General features: G+C 62.1%; 15 protein-coding genes. All 15 read right to left on the minus strand.

The features are described from left to right. Positions 1-13: 13 nt before the first annotated feature. Complete coding sequence (locus AC1VS5_RS00695) at positions 14-1,597, minus strand: hypothetical protein (protein WP_481217343.1); 1,584 nt, start codon at positions 1,595-1,597, stop codon at positions 14-16. Positions 1,598-1,681: 84 nt separating this feature from the next. Further along, positions 1,682-5,710 (minus strand): RHS repeat domain-containing protein, encoded by a 4,029-nt coding sequence (locus AC1VS5_RS00700; protein ID WP_481217344.1) that lies wholly within the window; start codon positions 5,708-5,710, stop codon positions 1,682-1,684. A 17-nt stretch (positions 5,711-5,727) separates the two neighbouring features. Continuing rightward, positions 5,728-6,714 carry a hypothetical protein gene (locus AC1VS5_RS00705; protein ID WP_481217345.1) on the minus strand — a complete coding sequence of 329 codons (987 nt, stop codon included), beginning with the start codon at positions 6,712-6,714 and terminating at the stop codon, positions 5,728-5,730. 11 nt (positions 6,715-6,725) lie between these two features. Then, positions 6,726-8,483, minus strand: coding sequence for a serine/threonine protein kinase (locus AC1VS5_RS00710; RefSeq protein ID WP_481217346.1), 1,758 nt, complete (start codon positions 8,481-8,483; stop codon positions 6,726-6,728). After that, positions 8,483-9,367 carry a PP2C family protein-serine/threonine phosphatase gene (locus tag AC1VS5_RS00715; protein ID WP_481217347.1) on the minus strand — a complete coding sequence of 295 codons (885 nt, stop codon included), beginning with the start codon at positions 9,365-9,367 and terminating at the stop codon, positions 8,483-8,485. Before AC1VS5_RS00715 ends, AC1VS5_RS00710 begins: the two co-directional genes overlap by 1 nt. A gap of 72 nt (positions 9,368-9,439) precedes the next feature. Beyond that, the gene (locus AC1VS5_RS00720) at positions 9,440-11,092 is read right to left on the minus strand and encodes an FHA domain-containing protein (protein ID WP_481217348.1); all 1,653 of its coding nucleotides are present in this window, start codon (positions 11,090-11,092) and stop codon (positions 9,440-9,442) included. 9 nt (positions 11,093-11,101) lie between these two features. Then, positions 11,102-12,112 (minus strand): FHA domain-containing protein, encoded by a 1,011-nt coding sequence (locus tag AC1VS5_RS00725; protein ID WP_481217349.1) that lies wholly within the window; start codon positions 12,110-12,112, stop codon positions 11,102-11,104. Positions 12,113-12,272: 160 nt separating this feature from the next. Further along, a complete protein-coding gene (locus tag AC1VS5_RS00730; RefSeq protein ID WP_481217350.1) occupies positions 12,273-13,406 on the minus strand; it encodes a protein kinase domain-containing protein in 1,134 nt (377 codons plus the stop codon). A 188-nt stretch (positions 13,407-13,594) separates the two neighbouring features. Continuing rightward, complete coding sequence (locus tag AC1VS5_RS00735) at positions 13,595-15,184, minus strand: Mbeg1-like protein (RefSeq protein WP_481217351.1); 1,590 nt, start codon at positions 15,182-15,184, stop codon at positions 13,595-13,597. A 22-nt stretch (positions 15,185-15,206) separates the two neighbouring features. Next, positions 15,207-16,112: a hypothetical protein gene (locus AC1VS5_RS00740; protein WP_481217352.1), complete on the minus strand. Its 906-nt coding sequence runs from the start codon at positions 16,110-16,112 to the stop codon at positions 15,207-15,209. A gap of 179 nt (positions 16,113-16,291) precedes the next feature. Continuing rightward, complete coding sequence (locus AC1VS5_RS00745) at positions 16,292-16,585, minus strand: hypothetical protein (protein WP_481217353.1); 294 nt, start codon at positions 16,583-16,585, stop codon at positions 16,292-16,294. 35 nt (positions 16,586-16,620) lie between these two features. Then, positions 16,621-16,905 (minus strand): hypothetical protein, encoded by a 285-nt coding sequence (locus AC1VS5_RS00750; protein WP_022349208.1) that lies wholly within the window; start codon positions 16,903-16,905, stop codon positions 16,621-16,623. A gap of 9 nt (positions 16,906-16,914) precedes the next feature. Further along, positions 16,915-17,370, minus strand: coding sequence for a hypothetical protein (locus AC1VS5_RS00755; protein WP_481217354.1), 456 nt, complete (start codon positions 17,368-17,370; stop codon positions 16,915-16,917). 33 nt (positions 17,371-17,403) lie between these two features. Next, on the minus strand, positions 17,404-18,378 hold the full coding sequence (locus tag AC1VS5_RS00760) for an FHA domain-containing protein (RefSeq protein WP_481217355.1): 975 nt from the start codon (positions 18,376-18,378) through the stop codon (positions 17,404-17,406). Between the two features lie 12 nt (positions 18,379-18,390). Beyond that, the gene (locus tag AC1VS5_RS00765; protein ID WP_204666344.1) at positions 18,391-18,642 is read right to left on the minus strand and encodes a hypothetical protein; all 252 of its coding nucleotides are present in this window, start codon (positions 18,640-18,642) and stop codon (positions 18,391-18,393) included. Positions 18,643-18,771 lie beyond the last annotated feature (129 nt).

Genomic DNA, 18,771 nt, shown 5'->3' on the forward strand with positions numbered 1-18,771 from the left:
GAGAGCCGCGCTTCTACGCGCTGGCTCCGTATGCCGATACGATACCCTCGGAATCATCCGAGCAGTCAAGATAAACGAGTTCACCCGCACCATCCGAAGCCATGGAAAGCACCCATACCGTGGCGCCATCGACGGCTATCTTGCTCGACGCAGGCGTGACGCTCAGCCCTGCCTCGTCCACGAGCTCCGAAGAATCGTGCAAAAAACCCGTCTGTGAATCAATCCATGCCAAGCCCCCTGCATCGGTAAGCACGACGCACAGGCTGGGACCACCTGCAAAGAGCGGCGTACCCGCCACATTGGTATAGTCCGAAAACGAGCCCGAAAGCTCTTGGCGCGCCGTAACCGGAGTGTCGTTCGCGCCCCTCACGGTTGTATAGATGTTCTTTCCATCATAAAAGGCGGCAAGCAGCTGCTCGTCCGCCTGCGCAATGGGCTGGAACGCCGAGGACGCGGCCGAAGCGCCTTCATCTTCCAGCGCACCATAATCTGTCTGGGCGAGCGTCCAGGTGGTCTCGGTTGCGCTCATTATTGCCAGTTGGTCGCCCACATCGAACAGCCAGCCATGCGAACCTTCGACAGCATACACCTGCGTCCATGCAGGCTCTTCCGAAGCAAGATTTGCCTTCAGCAGTACCATACCGGCCGCGCTGCCGTCGCCAGAGGAGGCAGCGGAACCATCCGAGCCTTCGCCCGCATCGGCAGCATCATCAGAGTCTGCTGGGGAGCCCTCCGGCTCCCCCGATTGCACCAGCAGGTAACCGACGTCTCCATGCACCGCAAAGCCCGCAATCTGCTCAACATCGCCGCAGGTAAAGAGGGATATGGGGGAGGAATCCCCTCCTTCGGCACCCGTTGGCAGCGTACGAACCTCGTCACCGCATGTATAGACCAACTGGCTTCCTACGACATACATCCCCGTAGCAGCGTCGGTTCCCAGCTGACGGGCATCGACATCTTTTCCCATATCGGCCGCATCGAGCGCGTAGATGCCCTCCCCTGACGACCAATACAACGTCGTGCCATCGCTCGCCGCGAAGCTCCCGCCCCATCCGGCAGCGGGGATGTCGATCACGCGCCCGCTCGCTGGCTCATCCTGTGCAGCCTGAGCCGCCTCTGCCCGCCGCTTCAAATCAAGATCGGACATGAAGGCCAGCACAATCGCCACGCCAAGCAACACCACGAGCACAACGGCACCGATGCATACGCCAATCTTGACGGCACGACGGTGCCGCCCGTCCAAAACGGAACGATTGGGCCGCGCGGCATGCAGATTCCGCTCTTTGCGATGCGCGCCGCCATGCGGGTGGGCTGCCTCGCTACACCCGAAACATGCAACGGAGAACAGCTCCCGCTCAGCATCCTCGGCGCGGATGTCCTCATCGGGGTCGCCCTTGGAGTGAGCGCGCTTGCCCTCGGCGGGGGCACCCGCGGAGCGGACGGGCACATCCTCGGGGCGGGCGCACGCGTCGTCACCAGCCGGCGCTTCCGTCACCGGAGCAACTTCTTCCAGCAGAGCACCGCAATAGATACACGTAGCGGCCTCACTTGGCACGCGGCACCCGCATACCGAACATGTTCGAACCGTCTCGGACATCCAGCCGTCCCTTTCATATCAAAGAGCGCCTCGCCCGCATGCACAGACGAGGCGCTCCGCGCTCAATCGTTTGGCCTAGTCGGCTTACGCCTCAGCCTCGTCGTCCTTCGAGCGTTTCTTTGCCACTACGAAGATGACGCCCGCCGCCGCAAGCACCGCGACTGCAATCGTTCCCGCAAAGAGCGGCGTGTTGCGACGCCACAGCTCGAACGCGCTCGTAGTTACCACAACGTTGTCCATAACGGCTTCGCCCTCATTGCCCGCCGCATCGTACACGGTTACGCGGACGGATTGGTTACCGGTGGACTCGTTGATGGTGAACTCCTGCGTCGCGGTCTGAGCGAGCTGCTCAGCGTCGAACGTCGCGACTTCCTCGCCGTTAATCTCCACCACCGCGTGGTCAAGCATGAGGTTGTCCTCGAAGGTCACCTTCGCCACATGGCTCGACTCGTTATACGGCTCCGTGTTGCTAAGGTCAACGAACGAGGCGAGCGGCGCGGTATCGTCGACTGCAAAGTTGATCTGTGCCGAGGCGCCCTCGTCGGCGGCGTTCTTGCCCTCCATCTCGTTCTCAGACACATTGCCCGCCCTATCCTGGCTGTGGAAGAGTACGCGGTACACGCCGTCGGTGTCGTAGTTGTCGCGGTTCACCGTGTAGACGTACTCCTGCCAGCCGGACGCAGAACCCTGCTCGACGGTATAGTCGTCTGCAGAAAGGGTTGTATTGCTCGTATCGCGCGTAAGCTCGACGGCCGTTTGGCTCGCATCGAGGCCCGAGGGGTTGATCTCGGTCACGCGCACGTCGGTCGTATCGTCGAACTTGAGGTACTCGTTGAGCATCTTGCCCGTCTCGTCGGAGATGACGTACGTGGAGCCAAAGCGGTTAACCGAGAACGTCACGGCGTCGTCGCTCGTGTTGCCGGCAAGGTCGACTGCGTTCACCACGACGGTGTAGACGTTGTCGTTCGCCTTGACGTCGGAGGGGTTCCGGTAGCTCACCGATGCGTCCGTGGCCGTGATGGACGGGTCATTGGTGAAGGGGTTCGCCTCTTCGCCGTAGGGCGAGATGCCTACGACCTCCACGTGAATATCGGTCGCGCTATCGAGGTTGGTATCGTGCACCGCGACCGACGGGTTCACATCGCCCTGGTAGGCGGTCATGTTCTCGACGCCGGAGATAGTAATCTCGGGCGTGAGGGTATCGACCACGAACTCGGGGCAGGTGTACGGCGTCAGCTCGTTGGTCGCGAGGTCCATGCCATCCACCGAGAGCGTGTAGACGCCCTGACCGGGGAAGGTCACCGTGGCGGTATGCACGTCGCCGCTCGTCGACCAGCCGGAAATGGAAGGCTGACCGACCTCGCCGCCGTTGCCCGCGCCCGCCGTCGGAGTGATATGCACGAGCGACGGATCGAAGTTGTGCTCGGTGATGGTGATCGTAGCCGTGCGCGCGGCGTTGTAGTACTTGCCGTTTGCCACGTTGTTGTTGTCGAACGACACCTGCATGGTCGGCGTGGTCTTATCGATGGTGAACGTATCGCCCGCAGCGGTGCTCGTACGGCCGAGCACGTCGGTGGCGTTGACATTCGAAACCTCGTAGTCGCCGTCCTCCGTGAAGGAGATGGTGCAGGACCACGTGTCGTCGCCGGTCTTGGTAAAGTCGCCCGGGGTCACGGTCTTCCACGCAGCCCCATCCTTGGTGATGGTAGCCATGGCGTGGTTGCCCAGATACTCCTGGGTGTACTCGAAGAACGGGGCGTTCACCGTGAGCGTGAGCGAGCGGTTGTGGTTGTAGTACTTGCCGTTCTGGGCGTCGCTCGAATCCCACGTGGCGCTGATGGTGGGCGCAGAGGCCTCGGCCACGAGCTTGGCAACGTCGATATTCGTCGTCGTGTCATGGATGCCCTGGTCATTGCGCTCGTTACCCGCTTTATCCTGCAGGTCGATCTTGATGCTCTCGGTGCTGACCTCGGAGTCCTCATCGATCGAGAACGAATACGTGGTTGCGCCGTTCGAGGTGTCGTAGTCGATGTCCTTGACCTCGGTCTCCTCGCTGCTGCCCTTCTGAGAGTAGGAAGCGCTGACGGAGTCGATGCCCGACTTGGTATCATCTGAGGCGCCCTCGTTGGTCATGAACTCGACGCTCATCTTCTCGGATGCCCAGATTTCACCGTCGCTCGACTTGAACTCCCTTGAACCTGCCTTCGCGTTCAGCGCGGTCAATCCCGGAGCAATGTTGTCGTACTGGTAGGTAACCCCTGTGATCTTCTTCACGACCTGGGTATCGCTGTCCTGGACGAAGAACGTCCCCTCCTGGGCACCCTGACCGCTCGCCGCAAGCGTGCTCTTCTCGGAGAACTTCAGGCCATCCGACGGGGTCTCGGCCGTGGTCTGGACGAGCTTGCCGCCCTTCCAAGCAGCGCTCGCCTCCGTGCGGAACCAGGTATTCGAATCCGGGGCGGTCAGCGTCTTCTCGCCACCGAGCGAGGTACCGGTCAGCGACAGGTTGCCCGAGCCGTCCTCGCCCCACGCGATGGTCTGCATCTTGTTGACCGGCACCTTCGGGAGCGTCTGGGTGATCGTGGTCGTTCCGCCCTCGGCCGTGGTCGACGTCGTGAAATCGTAGTCCGAAGCGCCCTCGGCATCCTCGTTGACCGTCATCGTATAGCTCGATGCGCTGAGCGTCATACCGTTCAGCGCGGCGCCGTAGTACGCATCTTTATCGGTAATCTCAGCTGTAGCAAAGAGGTCTTTGACGCCGGTTTCCTTCTCTACCGCCGCGTTTGCCGCCTTAACGATATCGTCTGCCTGGTCATCGGCCATACGGAAGTCGATTGCATCGGTGGTAATCGTCGCAAGATCGACCTGCTTCGGCTGGACCTGCGGAACGTTGACGGTGATGGTGTAATTGCCCTTACGGCTCTTCACGTTGATGCGGAAGCTCAACGGCGCTTCGCTCGCGTGCTTAGGCGTGATGGTGACGACGTAGTCATATTTCTTGAAGAAGAGGCCCGTCCTGTTCCCACGCTCCACCGACACGTCGATGTAGTTCTCCGCATCGCCAAGATCGACCGTGAGATCGAGGTTACCCGGCTGCTTGCTCAGCACGGTGCACTGAATAGGATCGCCCTGATAAACGAGCTCACCTTGCGCATCGACCGTTGTGGCACTCTCTGTTGCGCCCGCCCAATAGTCTTCTGCAGTCACCGTCAGCACGCCATCATAAGACAGAGGGGCGGCCTCAAGGTCGATCTTCCCGCTCGCCTTGTCAGTGAAGCTCGCATCGTCTTTGCCACCGAACCAGGCCTCGGTCGTCTCGGGCTCTGCCGGCTGCGTCTCCTCCTGATTGCCAGAACCCTGATCACCGCCAGAACCCTGATCACCGCCAGAACCCTGATCACCGCCAGAACTCTGATCGCCAGAACCCTGCCCGGGTGTCTCACCCGTCGTCTCTCCGGACTCACCGGGGTTCTCAGGCTCTTCCGGTTCGGGCTCAGGAGCCGCCTCCGGCGTGAAGGCGTACTTGAAATCGAACTGGTAGCTGATCGAAGTCACCGTGATGGTAAGCGGCTCGTTTGCCACCTCGGCGTCCGTGCTCACCGTAACTGTGCCGTCATCTGCGGTTTTAACTTTGATGCTGCTGCCCTCTTGCGCGGCAACCGTAAACGCGATGTCCGTGATGGAGTAAGCGGTATCCTTCACCTCATAGGTGCCGGGTTTATCCTTCTTGAGCTCTTCGATCTTCTCGTCAACCGCAGCTTTGAACTGCGCTCCGGACCCACCGTTGTAGTCGAAGTATTGAGCGAATTCGTTTGCCTTCTGCGCCTTGAGCAGATCTACGATCTGCTCGTGCGTAATCTCGACGCTGCCTGCCTCGCTGCTCGCCGAATCGAACATCAGCTGGATAGCGCCCGTGCTCGGATCAAACGTGCCATTGCTGGTCTGCTCGTCTTCCGTAGCGACCTCATGGCCACCGCCCGCCTTCTGCTGGGCATACACCGGAGCCGCGGCGACGAGGCTCACCGCCGGGACCGTCGAGGTCACGAGCGAGGCGGCCATGATCACGGCCACGGGCTTCCGGGCATAGTATTTAAGCTTGCTGAACGCAGACATTATCAATTCCTTCCCGCTCAGTGCTCATCAAGAGTTTCCTCGGTGTGAACAACCATGACATTTTGTTTAAGTATGAATCGGAAGAGCGATTCATCCTGTTGCGCAACACTTTCGGGCGCTGTTGTTTCTGCGGTGGACCCACCGTCATCCAGCGCCGCAACCTCCCCAACAAGCACGCCTGTTGCGGCCTCGGAGGGCTCGTCGGCATCGTGCGCGCCGAGCACGCCTGTTGCGGCCTCGGAGGACTCATCGGCGGGCTCATCGCCCAGGAGCACCGTCGGGCATTCGGATTTCTCAGCATCCTCGGCAGCCTCGTCTTCGGCAAGCACGCCCGTGGGCCGTTCGCTATCCTCCACCTCTCCCAAAGCCTCGTCGGCAAGCACGCCCGTGGGGCGCTCGGATTCATCTTCGCCTGCCCCGTCTTCGGTAAGCACGCCCGTGGGCCGTTCGCTACCCTCTGCCTGTTCCTCCGGACCCAACACGCCCGTAGGCCGCTCGCTGTTCTCGGCGCCCTCGTCCGATGCCGCGAGCACCCCCGTCGGCTGCTCGGAATCGTCCCGCTCGGACAAGATCTCGGTAGGGAACTCAGACTCCTCGTAGCGCGGTGCCCCGCCGTCCGAGAACGCGTCCTTCCCGCTCGGCGAGGCAACAGCCTTGCCCGAGATGGTCGTTGGGCGGTCGTCGCCGCGCTCCTGGCCGGCCGCCACCACGGCCGTTGGCGAATCCTCGCCCGGACCGGTGCCGGGCACATCGGTCGCGCGGTCATCGCCCGCCGGCCGCCCGGCACGCGCCCCACCGCCGCGACGGCCCTGACGCCCCTGGCGAAGCATGCCCGTGCGCGACGACTTCTTGGCGGCGCCTGCCGGCTGCGCCATGCGCTTGCCCTGCAAGAACCGAACCGAATCCATCACATCGCGCTTTACGAACATGACGCCGGCGACCACTGCCAAGGCGGCGCCGATGATAAACAGGGCAACCGCTACGCCCAACAGCACGTTTTCCATCGTCGCCCCTCCTAGTTCCCGCCAACGACGGCGCCGGCGTACACCGTCGTAATCTTCGTGCGCACCTGGTTCTGCAGACGCGACAGCGCATCCTGGCGCTCGGCCTCGGAACCTGCGTCGTCCTCGTTAAAGCGTCCCTCGAGGTCGTTCAGGCCCTGGAGCGCCACGGTGTAAAGATCCTCGACTTCGCTCTGCGTGATGCCTGCGCCCTCGAACCCGTACAGATACGTTTCGAGCGCGTTCACGATGAGCGCATAGCTATCCAGCCGCACGCGGTTGTTCGTGTCCCCATCGATGGTGTCAGCCAGCTGCTCGAGGTTGTCCCAGTACTCCTGATAATCCTCATCGCTATCCGAGTCGGTGCGCACCGCCTCGGAAATCTGCAGGTTGAACTCAGCGATACCGCTGTAGACCTGCGCGCGCTGACGGTCCTCGAAGGTCACGTCCTCTGCTGCAGCCTGGAAGTACTCCGCCGAAGCCTTGATTCGCGTGCTCTGATTCTCCTCGGCATCGCCCGCGCCGCCGTACGCGTAGTAGTACCAGTACAACTGGCCGATATCGAAGGAAAGCTGCGCGAAGTCGTCGCTGCGGCGCAGCGCCTCCACGTTAGCCTGGTAAACGGAATCGAACTGCGCCTTCTCGTCCGTATCGAACGCGCCGTCGATCTTGTACGAGGCGATGAGGCCCTCGTAGCCGCGCGTATCGCCCGGACGGCGCGAGATGGCATCCAGGTAGGCGGTCTGCGCCGCCACCGCATCGGACGAGCGCACCGCGTCGTCGCCGATCTGCATCTGGTATTCAAAGTTCTGCGTGATCACGCCCTCGCGCGCGCCCAAGCACACCAGGCCCACGACCACGCAGAGCACGGCACTGGCCGCGCACATGACGAACGAGCGGACCTTCCTGACCTGCTTCTGACGGAACTCGGCTGTAAGCTCTTGGTAGCGTTCAAGGTCGACGGCAAGTTCTTCGCACGTTTGATAGCGCTCGACGCGATCAAGCTTGCAGCACTTGTTGATGATGTTCGCAAAGCCTTCGGACACATTGGGGTTCACCGTGCGGACGTCGGGCAACGGGAACTCCATGGGCGGCGCCCCGCCCGAGAGCAGGTGCCACATGGTGGCTCCGAGCTCGTAGATATCGGTGCGAGCGTCCGTCTGCGTCTTGGTGCCATACTGCTCGGGCGCCGCGTAGCCCTCGGTACCGAAGGCCACGGTATCGGTCTTGTTGACATCATCAACGTACTCGCGCGCCACACCGAGGTCGATAAGCTTGATATAGCCATCCGGGTGCAACATGATGTTGTTGGGCTTCATGTCGCGATAGATGATGGGTGGATCCTGCTCGTGCAGGTAACCGAGGGCATCGCAGGCCTGGAGCATCCAGCGCTGCACGTCCTCTTCGCTTTGCGGGCCGTCTTTGCGCACCACATCCGCCAGCGTGTCGCCCTCGACGTAGTCCTCCACGACATAGATGAAATCGTCGGTCTTCTCGATGTTGACGATATCAACGATATTGGGATGGTTGAGCTTAGAGAGCAGATCGGCCTCACGGGCGAGCGACTGCTCGATAGGGCGGCCAGCTGGGTCGGTCGCATGGCGGTCGACCTCCTTGATAGCCCACATCTTGTTGGTAAGCTGCAGGTCCGAGGCGAGGTACACGCGGCTCATGCCGCCCGCGCCAATAACCTGAAGAATCTTGTACTGCCCCTTGATGACGTCGCCCACCCGCGCACGGCGGGCCGACGAGCCCCGGCGAATCCTAGCCATTAGCGGTCTCCTTGCTTCACGCGCATCACCACGGCGGTGAGGTTATCCTGCTCTTTGCGGTCCATGACCAGCTGCGCGGTGATTGCCAACTGCTCAGATACGCTTCCCTGAGGAAAGCCTTCCTGTTCTTCGCGCGTGAGCTCCACGTCGTCCGCCTGGGTGAATCCGGGACGCATGCGCTCGACGTGCCAGAGCGACTCGGTAAGGGCTGCCGGGCCCAGACGCTTGCGTAGCTCGCCCTCGGTGAGCACATGGCGAAAACCATCCGAGCACAGGAGGTAGATGGCATCTCGCGTGATGTTGCCGTGCACGAGATCCGGCACGACCTCCTTGGTTGAACCGAGGCACTGCAAAAGTACGTTGCGACGCGGGTGCACGATGGCTTCCTCGGGCGTGAGACGACCAGCCTCGACCTCGCGGCGCACGAAGGTCTGGTCTTGGGTGAGCTGCGTAATGCCGCCAACGACAATCTCGTAGGCGCGCGTATCGCCCACATGCACAATCGAATAGCGCCCACCGATGGCGAGCATCGCGGTGAGCGTGGTGCCCAGGTTCATGTGATGCGCCATCCCGTAACGGATAAGCGCCATGTTCATGTCCTGAATAAGGCCGTTCCATTGACCGTCGACAAACTGCTCGAAACCGCCCACCGAGGTTTCCATGACCTCCAACGCGGCTGGGAGCTTGGTGTCGAACCAAGTGGACAGCATGCGGATGACCGTGGCCGAAGCGAGCTCGCCGCTCTCGAGGCCGCCCATGCCGTCGGCCACGGCGAGCAGCGCGACGTCACCCATCGTGGTAGACGCGACCTTGATGAGGTAGCTGTCCTGGTTGGATTCGCGCACCTGCCCCACGTTGGAGTAGCCCGTTGCCTCAAATATCATGCGCTATCCTTTCCGCGCGCGGCCGGGCCAGCGGAGCGTACCGGTGCGCGCTGCTTTGCCGTCCTGCCGTATCTAATCGACCTCGAACACGAAATCGACGTCGCTCATGCGCACGGTATCGCCGTCTTCCAGCTCCATTGCCACACCCGGTTCCAAGCGCTCGCCGTTTACAAACGTACCGTTGCGCGACGAATCGTCCATCACGGTGCATACGCCGTCCCTCACGCAGAAAATCGCATGGCTGCGCGAGACGGTCGTGGTGTTGCGAACCTGGAACGAGCTGTGCTTCGACTTACCCACCACAAAGTGCCGGCCGCGGATCTCGAAGGTCTCGCCGGTGCGCAGACGCGTCATGGTGAAGTGTCGGCGCGGCGCACGAGCGACCGGCGCAACAGAGGACGGTATCGGTGCGGCAGGCGCTGGTGCCGGTGTTGGGGATGCGAAATCCTCCTCACACTCCAATGTCGCCGAAGCGCTATCCAAACCATGCGACGGACCGACTTCCTTTTCCACCTTGAGGGCGGGCGGCACGGGCTCAGGCTCAGGGAGCTCCTCGATCTCGAGCTGCTCCGGAGCCGATGGCTCAGGCTCGGGCGCGGCAGGCTCGGGTTCAGCGTTTTGCTCGGGCGCCGCATGCGGCTCGAACTCGGGCGCAGCGGGCTCCGACGCAGCGTTTGGCTCCGGCTCGGCGTACGGCTCGGGCTCAGCTACCGTGGGCGCGGGCGCCGCGGGCCGCTTCGGAATCGGCGTCGCAGGCGCGGGCTCCAGATGATGCTCCTCGGGTACGGGCTGAGGCGTTTGCCGCTTCGTCTCGGACGCATCGTCCCATATGCTGAAATCCAAGTCGCTCAGTACGCCCGTAAGCCCTTGGCGCGACTGAATCACGTGTTCATCGGCATAGCGATCATCAACCTGCTCATCATCTGTCTCGAGCACCACCGTTCCCGTATCGGTCACGGCGGCGGAAGCCGGCTCAGATCCGCCCGTATTCGCCCCGGACAACATTGTGGTGAGCGAGTCGCTCGCTTCCTCGATCTGAAGGACCGTCGTCTCCTGGTCATCGCCCCGCTCAACGTCAAGGCAGGTCGTGCGCTCGCCGCCGCGGGGAAAGCGCTCGGGTGCCGCCGCCTCCTTGGGGATGGTCTCATTGGGCTCAAGCGAACACATCGCAGAAACCACAAGCTGCTCGAGATGCTTGGAAAACGCCATGACATCGAATGTGCGGTACGCCTGAAAATAGGTGAGATACGAGCCGATGATACCGTTCGCCGTCGTATCGACACCCCGCATCTGCTCGCCAAGAGACCGGAAGAACCCCTGCATCGCCTTGAGATCGGGCACCAGATCGCTGAGTGGCAAGAAGACGAAGCGCGCCGAACCCGCGCCATCGACCGCCACCTCGCCAAGGCTCATCTGCACGTTCATGATGGGCATCTGGTGCTCGATGAGCGCGTCGATGAGGCGAGCTATGCTGCTGAAGAGCGCGCAGGCCTCGTCTGCGGTAAATGGGCGCATCAAGCGCTCAGACAGCAGCTCGCCCGCTATGGCATAGCGCGCCTCCAGGTGGCCGTCGGGATACTGCATCAGACGGCCGTCGAGAAGCACCGTCGCTGCGAGCGCGCTCATGCCGTCGGCAAGACGGCCTTCGACCACTTCGAACGAGCTGACCGGATATGCAAGAGCTCGGCTGCCGTCGGGTACATTTAGAATCTGACAGTTGGGCATAGGCCACTCCTACTGATGAGCCTCGCGCATTGCGAGCGAGCGAAACCAATACATCACGCGTCCTGCGAGCTCGATGCGGTCGCCGAATGCAAGCTTGAACACCGGCGACTCCGATTGCTCGCTGTCAAACACGACGGTCGAACTTGCGGCGGAATCGCCACGCAGCACCCGGGTGCCGTGGCAGCTATGCGTGTCCTCCACATACCAGGTGCCATCGTCGCAGTAAATGCGGCAATGCAGCCGCGATACAAGTGGGTCGGCCTCGATGGCGTCGCAGTCGGTGTAGCGTCCGATGGTGAACGGCTCGTCGGCTCGTACGCGCCAGATGCCGTCGAGCGGAGCGGAGCGATCATCGCGCACACGGATGAGGCAGGCATCGCCAACGCGGTCAAACTCAGGCTCATTCGCCAGAACATCGTCCTGTGCTCCCTCGGCCGGCGTGGCATCGAACAGGGTACGCGCAAAGCGCTCGTCCAAGCGACCGAAAGCAAGCAGATGGAAGATGGCGGCCACGAGTTCTTCGAGCGGAATCTCTCCACCAACCTTGGCGGCATGGCACCACGCTGAAAGCGCACCGAGCTCGCGACGCAAGCGAATGCGGCTCACATCCATACGACCTGAAAGCTGTTCGTTGAGAAGTCCCTGCTGCACGCCATCCATCAGCGTGCCCAAGAGAGCGTCCATGATGGCGGCATCGTCTTGCTCGGAGGTACGACGAAGCTCCTCGACGAGCTCGCTCGCCGCATATGAGAAAACTTCGTCGTCGCGATGATACGATTCGCGCAGGTCATCGGCATAGCGGCTGGAATGAATCAGACGCGAAAACGCGGCAGCCGTGCGTTTGCGCACCAGAGCGTTGCTGTGGTTGACATAGCGGCCGTTGGTACCCACGAGCGCATAGAGAATCTTATAGTTAATGGCCCCGCGTGACAGCGAGCGAATGCCCTCCGCAAACCGATAGAACGCGCTGTCCCACGAGCTTTCGTGCTTCGCCGCGCCCGGCATGGACCCCTCCGCCATACAACACCCCCTTCTCCACGCGTACCAAGCATCGTACGTTCAATCAGGCAGCCGAGGTGTTGCGCAACACCTCGGCCATACGCAAGAAATGTTGGAGGGGTGTTGCAAATCAGCACGTCATAGGCGCATTTACCCGGTGAGCACCCCATCGGCTGCCCCGTCACTCAGAAGCGAGCACCCGAGCACAACAACGGGCGGTGCGCTCAAGACCTTCAGCAAGGACGCGAGCCGCAGGCCGAGAGGAAGGATCAAATGAGAGGGCGGAGGCGAGAAGCTCGGAAACTTCGGGCGCAAGATTGGGATCAAGAGCTATGGGTTGCTCGGCCGCCTGCAAGAACCCTGCCCACGCCTGGGCCGATGAACCCGGCTCGGGCTGCGACGCGCTATAGGGAAGCGTGCCCGCAAGGAGCTCGTGGATGACTACGGCGAGCGAGAAGACATCGGAGGAGGAAGCGGGGCCCGGCGCGACGCCCACGGGACCGGACGTGCTCTCATCCGCCACGCATTCAGGTGCCGCATAGCCCGGCGTGCCGTGTGGTACGGGGCAGAAGACTTCACGGACCATGGAATCGCGCACGGTGGCTGCGCGGCCGAAGGCTTCGAGCTCCCCCGAAACGCCGTCCGCTGCCGGCACGGCATACGCCAAATCGATATCGATGAGCGCGCAATCCCATGCAGCGGGTGTGGCCAACGGAGGCGGCACAGCTGCAGGGCCCTTAACCGGCATCGCGAACAGCGGCGAGACCACGATGTTCGAAGGCTTGATGTCTTGATGCACCAGCACCTGCCCCGGCAGCGCATCATGCATCGCCGCAACGGCACGCGCAATCGCCGCCGCCAGCGAAAGCGCGTTGGCCGGATGCGCACGCAGCACACGCCGCGCCTCGGATGCACCGCCATCGACCAGCACGCGCGCCAACGACGTTCCCTCGACCCACGCGTATGAGCAGCACAGGAGCTCGGTAGCATCGGGCAAGGTGACAAGCGCGTGACCGTACATGCGCGGCAAGCCAGAAATAGCGCCGCGCCATCCGCCACCCGCATTCGCCTGGGCGCGCTCGAGAGCGGATAGCAGGGCGTCGTGGTGCCGCAGATAGGCAGCTGATCCCGAAAACTCCTTGTAGACGCAAGGCAAACCGGCCAAGCTGCCCCGAGCAACCACCCCGCGGAACACCCGCGAACGAGCAGATTCGCTCAGCAGCTCGGCATCATAGACATTCACGAACCGGGCACACCGGCACGCGTCCACGACGAACACCTCCGCGCTGCAAGCGCGCTTGGGCTCGCACGCCACATCGGCCGCTCTCCCAAACGCTCCCCTACCGACTCCATTTGTCTTACTGCATCGTCGGAACAGCGTGCAACCAGCTTGTCACAACTCATGCACTTTATGTAATAACTCATTTGCCCAGAGAGACATGGACGCCCTGCGTTAACAATCGGTTACATGCGGGAGAGCGTTCCATGCCTCGTCTTTGGCCCCTACGCTGTCAACGGCGCAGCGCGTTGAATGACGGCAAGCGCCTCACCCAAACTCTCCTGTACCCGCCTCTGGTACTGCTTGCTCGCCGCCTCCACGCCGGCGAAGATCTGGTTCACCTGCGCCTCGGTCGTTCCCTCGATATCGGCCACCTTGCGGTAGTACGTGCGCATATCGTTCTGGTAGTTTGCTATGTTGAGCCGTCCGAAAAACTTCTCGGCCCGGTACACCACGTCCCAGCGTGTGGGATCGAACCACTGCTCGTTCTCAATCTCACGTACGATTGAGAGCAGCTCCTGGCGCTTCTCCTCGCTAAAATCACGCACCAGATTACTCCTCATGGGATCGAATCCAAGCGCCGCGTGAGAAAGCCCCAACACCATCGATCCGCCAACCTTGAGACTGATGCCCGCCGTGTCAATCATAGTCCCAAGGAACGCTCCTAAACCAAAATGCGTGAGCACCGAGTACAGATTGCTCGAAAGCTGGAGCAGCAGTTCAAAATCGCGTCGGTCCTCCTCGGACATGGAATCTCCAAAGGCATCGAGCCCCGCCGAGACGAAATCGGAAAGCCCGTCGTACGAGACAAGCAGGGCAACGAGCAAGAGCACGCCCGCCCGGTTGTTCTCATCCGAGAACACCTCGCCCACGCTCTTGCCCTTGCTGCCCCTCAGTGAGTCGAGGAGCTCTCCCATAACGGGAGCCACCAAACTCAGCTCCTCGTGCGTTGTGTTGTCGCAGATGTGCTGGATGAGATTCTCTATCTCGCGCGAGAACTCCGACTGCTCGCCCGCCGAGAACTCATAGCGAATCGAGCCGTCTTCCTGTATGAACGAGGTGTAAAACGAGTCCATACCGTGATTCATCGCGAAGGTGTTAAGCGGGTCGTCGGGGTCAAACGAGTCGCCATATTTGATGTAGCGCTTATCGATGGGAAGCGGCAGCAGAAGCGGGCCCACGTAGTCGCCCTCGAGCCCGTAATACGAGATGAGGTGCGCGTTCTGGTCGATGCGATCGGCGTATTTATCCAGGAACTCGGCACTGAATCCTTGACCGTCAAACACCACGCACCGGTCCACCACGTCGGTGGTTATGGCACCGTACATGGCCTTGTTGGCACCGTTGGAATGACCGGTCGCCGTGATTGACCCGCCAAAGCGACCCTCGATGTATTCAAGATAGGCCTTGGCCTCGCGTTGCGGCTGCGTGTCGGTGGACGAGAGGCCCATGGCATCGGTGTACCACTCCGAGTTGGTCGCATCGCCCTCAATGGTCTCACCGGTGCCCGTGCCCTTGAAGACCACATAGGTATCCGCAGCGTCCTGCGACTGAAACGCCAGCGCTCGGGAGCCGCGCGCGTTGTACGAGTCGATATCGATCAGGCGTAGGCTGCTGAGGTCTGGGTCGCTAGCAATCGCCTCGAGCAGCGCGCGATCGGCATTCGTCTCGTTACCGGAAGCAAGGTAGCGGTTGACAATATCGCCCAGGGCCGCCCCCTGTTTGACATCGCTTGCCGAAAAAATGCCTCCGCCACCCTCGTTCTCGTAGGTCAATACATCGAGCATGCCCACCTGCGCGTCGGTTAACGCCATCGTGCACCTCCTTTTGTCACAGCTAGGACGCGGCTTGCGCGCCCTCCGCGCTCGTCCTGCTCGCCTCGTTCACCGCAACCGACCGTCGCCACACGCACACGGGAAGCAGGTGCTCGGCATCGGTGGCATCGCGGTTGCGCATGGCGCCAGCCCCCACCTCGAGCGTGAGCTCCTCATCGGCACCCAGACGGTCGATGCAGCCCGCCGTGATGTACAGGCGAAGCCCCGTCGCGCGCGCCGCCTCAGCGATGGTCGCGACCTCGGTATCGAACGCCGCTTCGTCCATGCCCTCCGTGCGCCGCACGTACACATAGAGTTCGCCCATATGCGCGCGGGCGAGCTCGGCGATGGGGGTCGCCGGGCCTTCGTCGTCGCCGAACATATCGCCCTCATAGAATTGCGCGGTAATGACCAGGCCAGGTCCTATGTCGGTCAGTCCGGGCTCCAAAAGCCCTTCAACATAGGCGGCATATTCGCCGGCACGAGCCACTGCAAGATAATCCTCGGTCCACACCGGGCTTGCGGCATCCTGGGTCCAATCACAGCGCACAAGGTACTCGTTACCAGCGTTTTCACCAGCCTGCGGCGTCACACGCACCATGCAGGCTCGGTTGCCCTGCTGGTCGTCGGTGAGGTTGTAGTAGCAATCGATCGCCGTGAACCCGATGCCGTATTTCTGCGCCAGGTGCTCCTCGGCCGCAAGCGCCGGCGCCAAGAGCCGCCACGAACTCTCGTCCACGCCATCGACGCGCATCTGCTCAATTTCGTCTTCGCTCATGCCGAGCGTCCCCGCCACGCGTTCGAGGTCGTCGGTGAGCTCAGTATCCTCCTGCCAGGGGAAAGGCGTACTTTGGTCCTGGGTCGTCTGCGCGCGAGACGCCGTCCCCTGCGAACCCCGCGACATCTGCGAACTTGCATCCTGCACCATCGTGCACCCTCCCAACATCATCATTGCCAGCAACGCCACCGTTGCAAACACGCACGCCAAGCGGCCTCGTGCTATGCCAGTCACCTGTTTCGCACGCCCCGCTTGGCCGCACGACGGACAGCCTGGAGCCGCACGGCACGCCAAACTGCTCCGCGTTGCACGGAACCCCGCCGTATGTCTCATGACGCCGCACTCCCCTCGGCGAGCAGCGCCTGGGCAAGCTCGGCATCGACCGTGCCCAAGGCCTCGGCGTCATACACAATGCCCCGTATAATCTGTTCAAGGAGATCGTCCTGTGCCTGGGCAAGCGCGGCCACGCGCGTAGCCGCCTCGCTCAGCGCCACGGCCTGCGGCCCCCTGCTCTGCCCAAACGAAACCGAGAACGCTTCGTACTCCGCCGTCATGGCCTGCAATGCGCGGAGCCCGGCGACCACATCAAGGATGCCGTTTTTGTCTACGGTGATAGTGCTCATAGCGCCCCTCTCGCTTGGACCCCAAAAGCGCGGCCCTAGTACACGAACGAATCGATTTCGTCGATCTGCCCCACAAATGCCATGGCATCCGTCAGCACGCCCTCATGCAGCTCCTCCATGGTCGTTGCCAGGGCATTCAAGTGGTCGGCCAGCTGCTGTTGGTACTTTTCGTCGAGATTCTCAGACGAGAGCGCGCCGGTGTCTTGAAGCCCTTTGATGATGGGCACCGCACGGGAGCATATGGACGAGAGTTGGTAGAGCGCATCTTCGATGGCACCCGCCGCCGTGCGCATCTCCGCATCCGCAATAACGATATCCATATCCGCCTCCTATACCTGCCGAGCGGCTTGAGCCGCCTCGGCTGCAGCACGCGCTGCCTCCTCGGCACGACGCCGCTCCTCTTCTGCGATGCGCCACCGCTCGGCTACGATGTTGTCTTCTAGCGAAGCGATGGTGGCCCGAGTCCGCTGTATCTCCTGCTCTACCTGAGCGATTGCCCGCTGGCCCTCGCGCGCCACGCCGTCAAAGCAGCCTTCGATACCCCCCGAGAACCCATTGTCCAGGCGGCTGTCGATGAGCCCAGCGATTCCCTGCGCAAGCTTAGCATTGGGCACCAGGCGCATGCGCTGGGCAACGTTGCGTTTGCGCGCGAGCTGTCCCTCAAACTCCGCACGACCATTCGCCACCTGGGTCATGAAGGAGGCAAGCCCCTCGCGCTCCTGCTCCAGCTCGCGCAGCGCCACGCGAGCATTCTCAAGCTGACGCTCCATCGCTTCGACCCCCATATTGCCTCCCTACGCTGCCGTGTAACCCATCTGCTACTGAATCTCGAACTGTTCCTCGCCCAACGTGAGCATATCGCCTGCGCTCACCGGCACATAGACATTCGCGGGAACGCGTGCCCCATTGATGTTCACGCCATTGGTCGACCCCAAATCGCGCACGTAACAACCCGAACCCTCCACCAGAAACTCCATATGATTGCGGCTGAGCCCCACCACATCGGGCAGAGAAATCGAGCATTCCGGCATTCGGCCCACGTCATACGTTCCCGCGCCCAACAACCAGCTTTCGCCCGTTGCCACGCGCACGAGCCTCCATTCCGATCGAGTCGGCACCGCCGCACGCTGCTGCGCCGCAACGAAATCGAGCCCATGGTTCGCCCGGTCTCCCAGCTGATCGGTATCGAGCCATGCTGAGTCGCGGGCAATATCGGGAAGATATGCGCCATCCTCGCCCACAAGCCCCATGCTCTGCAGGAACGCGCCGAAATCTACGCTCGTAAAGACCGCCGTGCGCCGCAGGTAATCCAGAACGCGCTCACGCAGAGCAACCTCGGCCGGCGGCACCTTCGCGCGGTCGCACATATAGATGAGCGCCCCCTTGAGGTCGTTTTCCACCGGGGCGAACGACTGAAGCGGCACGTAGATGAAGCGGCACTCCCGGGCCGCCTCGTTGTAAAGGATGTACTCAGGGTCCGCGCACACGCGCTGCCGCATGAGCCCGCTGTTCTCGCATTCAAGCAGCAAGGTGTAGAACGAAGTGAGCATGCGTTCCAGCTGGCGGGGTGCAAACGGCTCACCCGTCATCTTGCTGAGCGGCACGAAACCCTGCGCAGCGTAGGTGAAGCGGTAGATGCGGCCGCGCTGTTCGTACGTGAGCGGCACGAGCGACGAAAGGCCGCCGCGCTTGAGCGTCTCGGCTTCCGCGTAGCCGAGCTCATCGTTTTTATCGCTCTCGATGCGAAAGCGCTTGATGCCCGTTTTCTTGCGATAGACGACCTTGAACTTCATGGGCGGCCGCTCTTAGACGAGCACGAACGCGTCGCCGTCGGTGAAGCCGATCTCCGCTGCGGTGGCCGAGGGTTCCTGAATCTCGCCCGTGGGCACGTACATGAGCGCCGCGTCGGGGGCCGCCTCGTAATAGTCGGGCTCGGCGACCTGCATGGCCTCGGCGACGAGCTGGGAAACCTGCTGCATCGGCATGTCCTCGGGCACCCAGAAGTCGTAGTGCCTGCCCGTCGAGGGAAGCAGCACGTCGAACATGACCTTGGCCATGATGTCCCCTTTCTACGCCGTATGCCGCAGCATCGCTTTTCCCATTATCACCGCCGCGGCCCTTCTGCAAAGCAGAAAACCGGTCGGTTGGGTTGTGCAACACCTACCGGCCCTCTGCACTCGCCACGT

Source organism: Enorma sp., assembly GCF_982429025.1.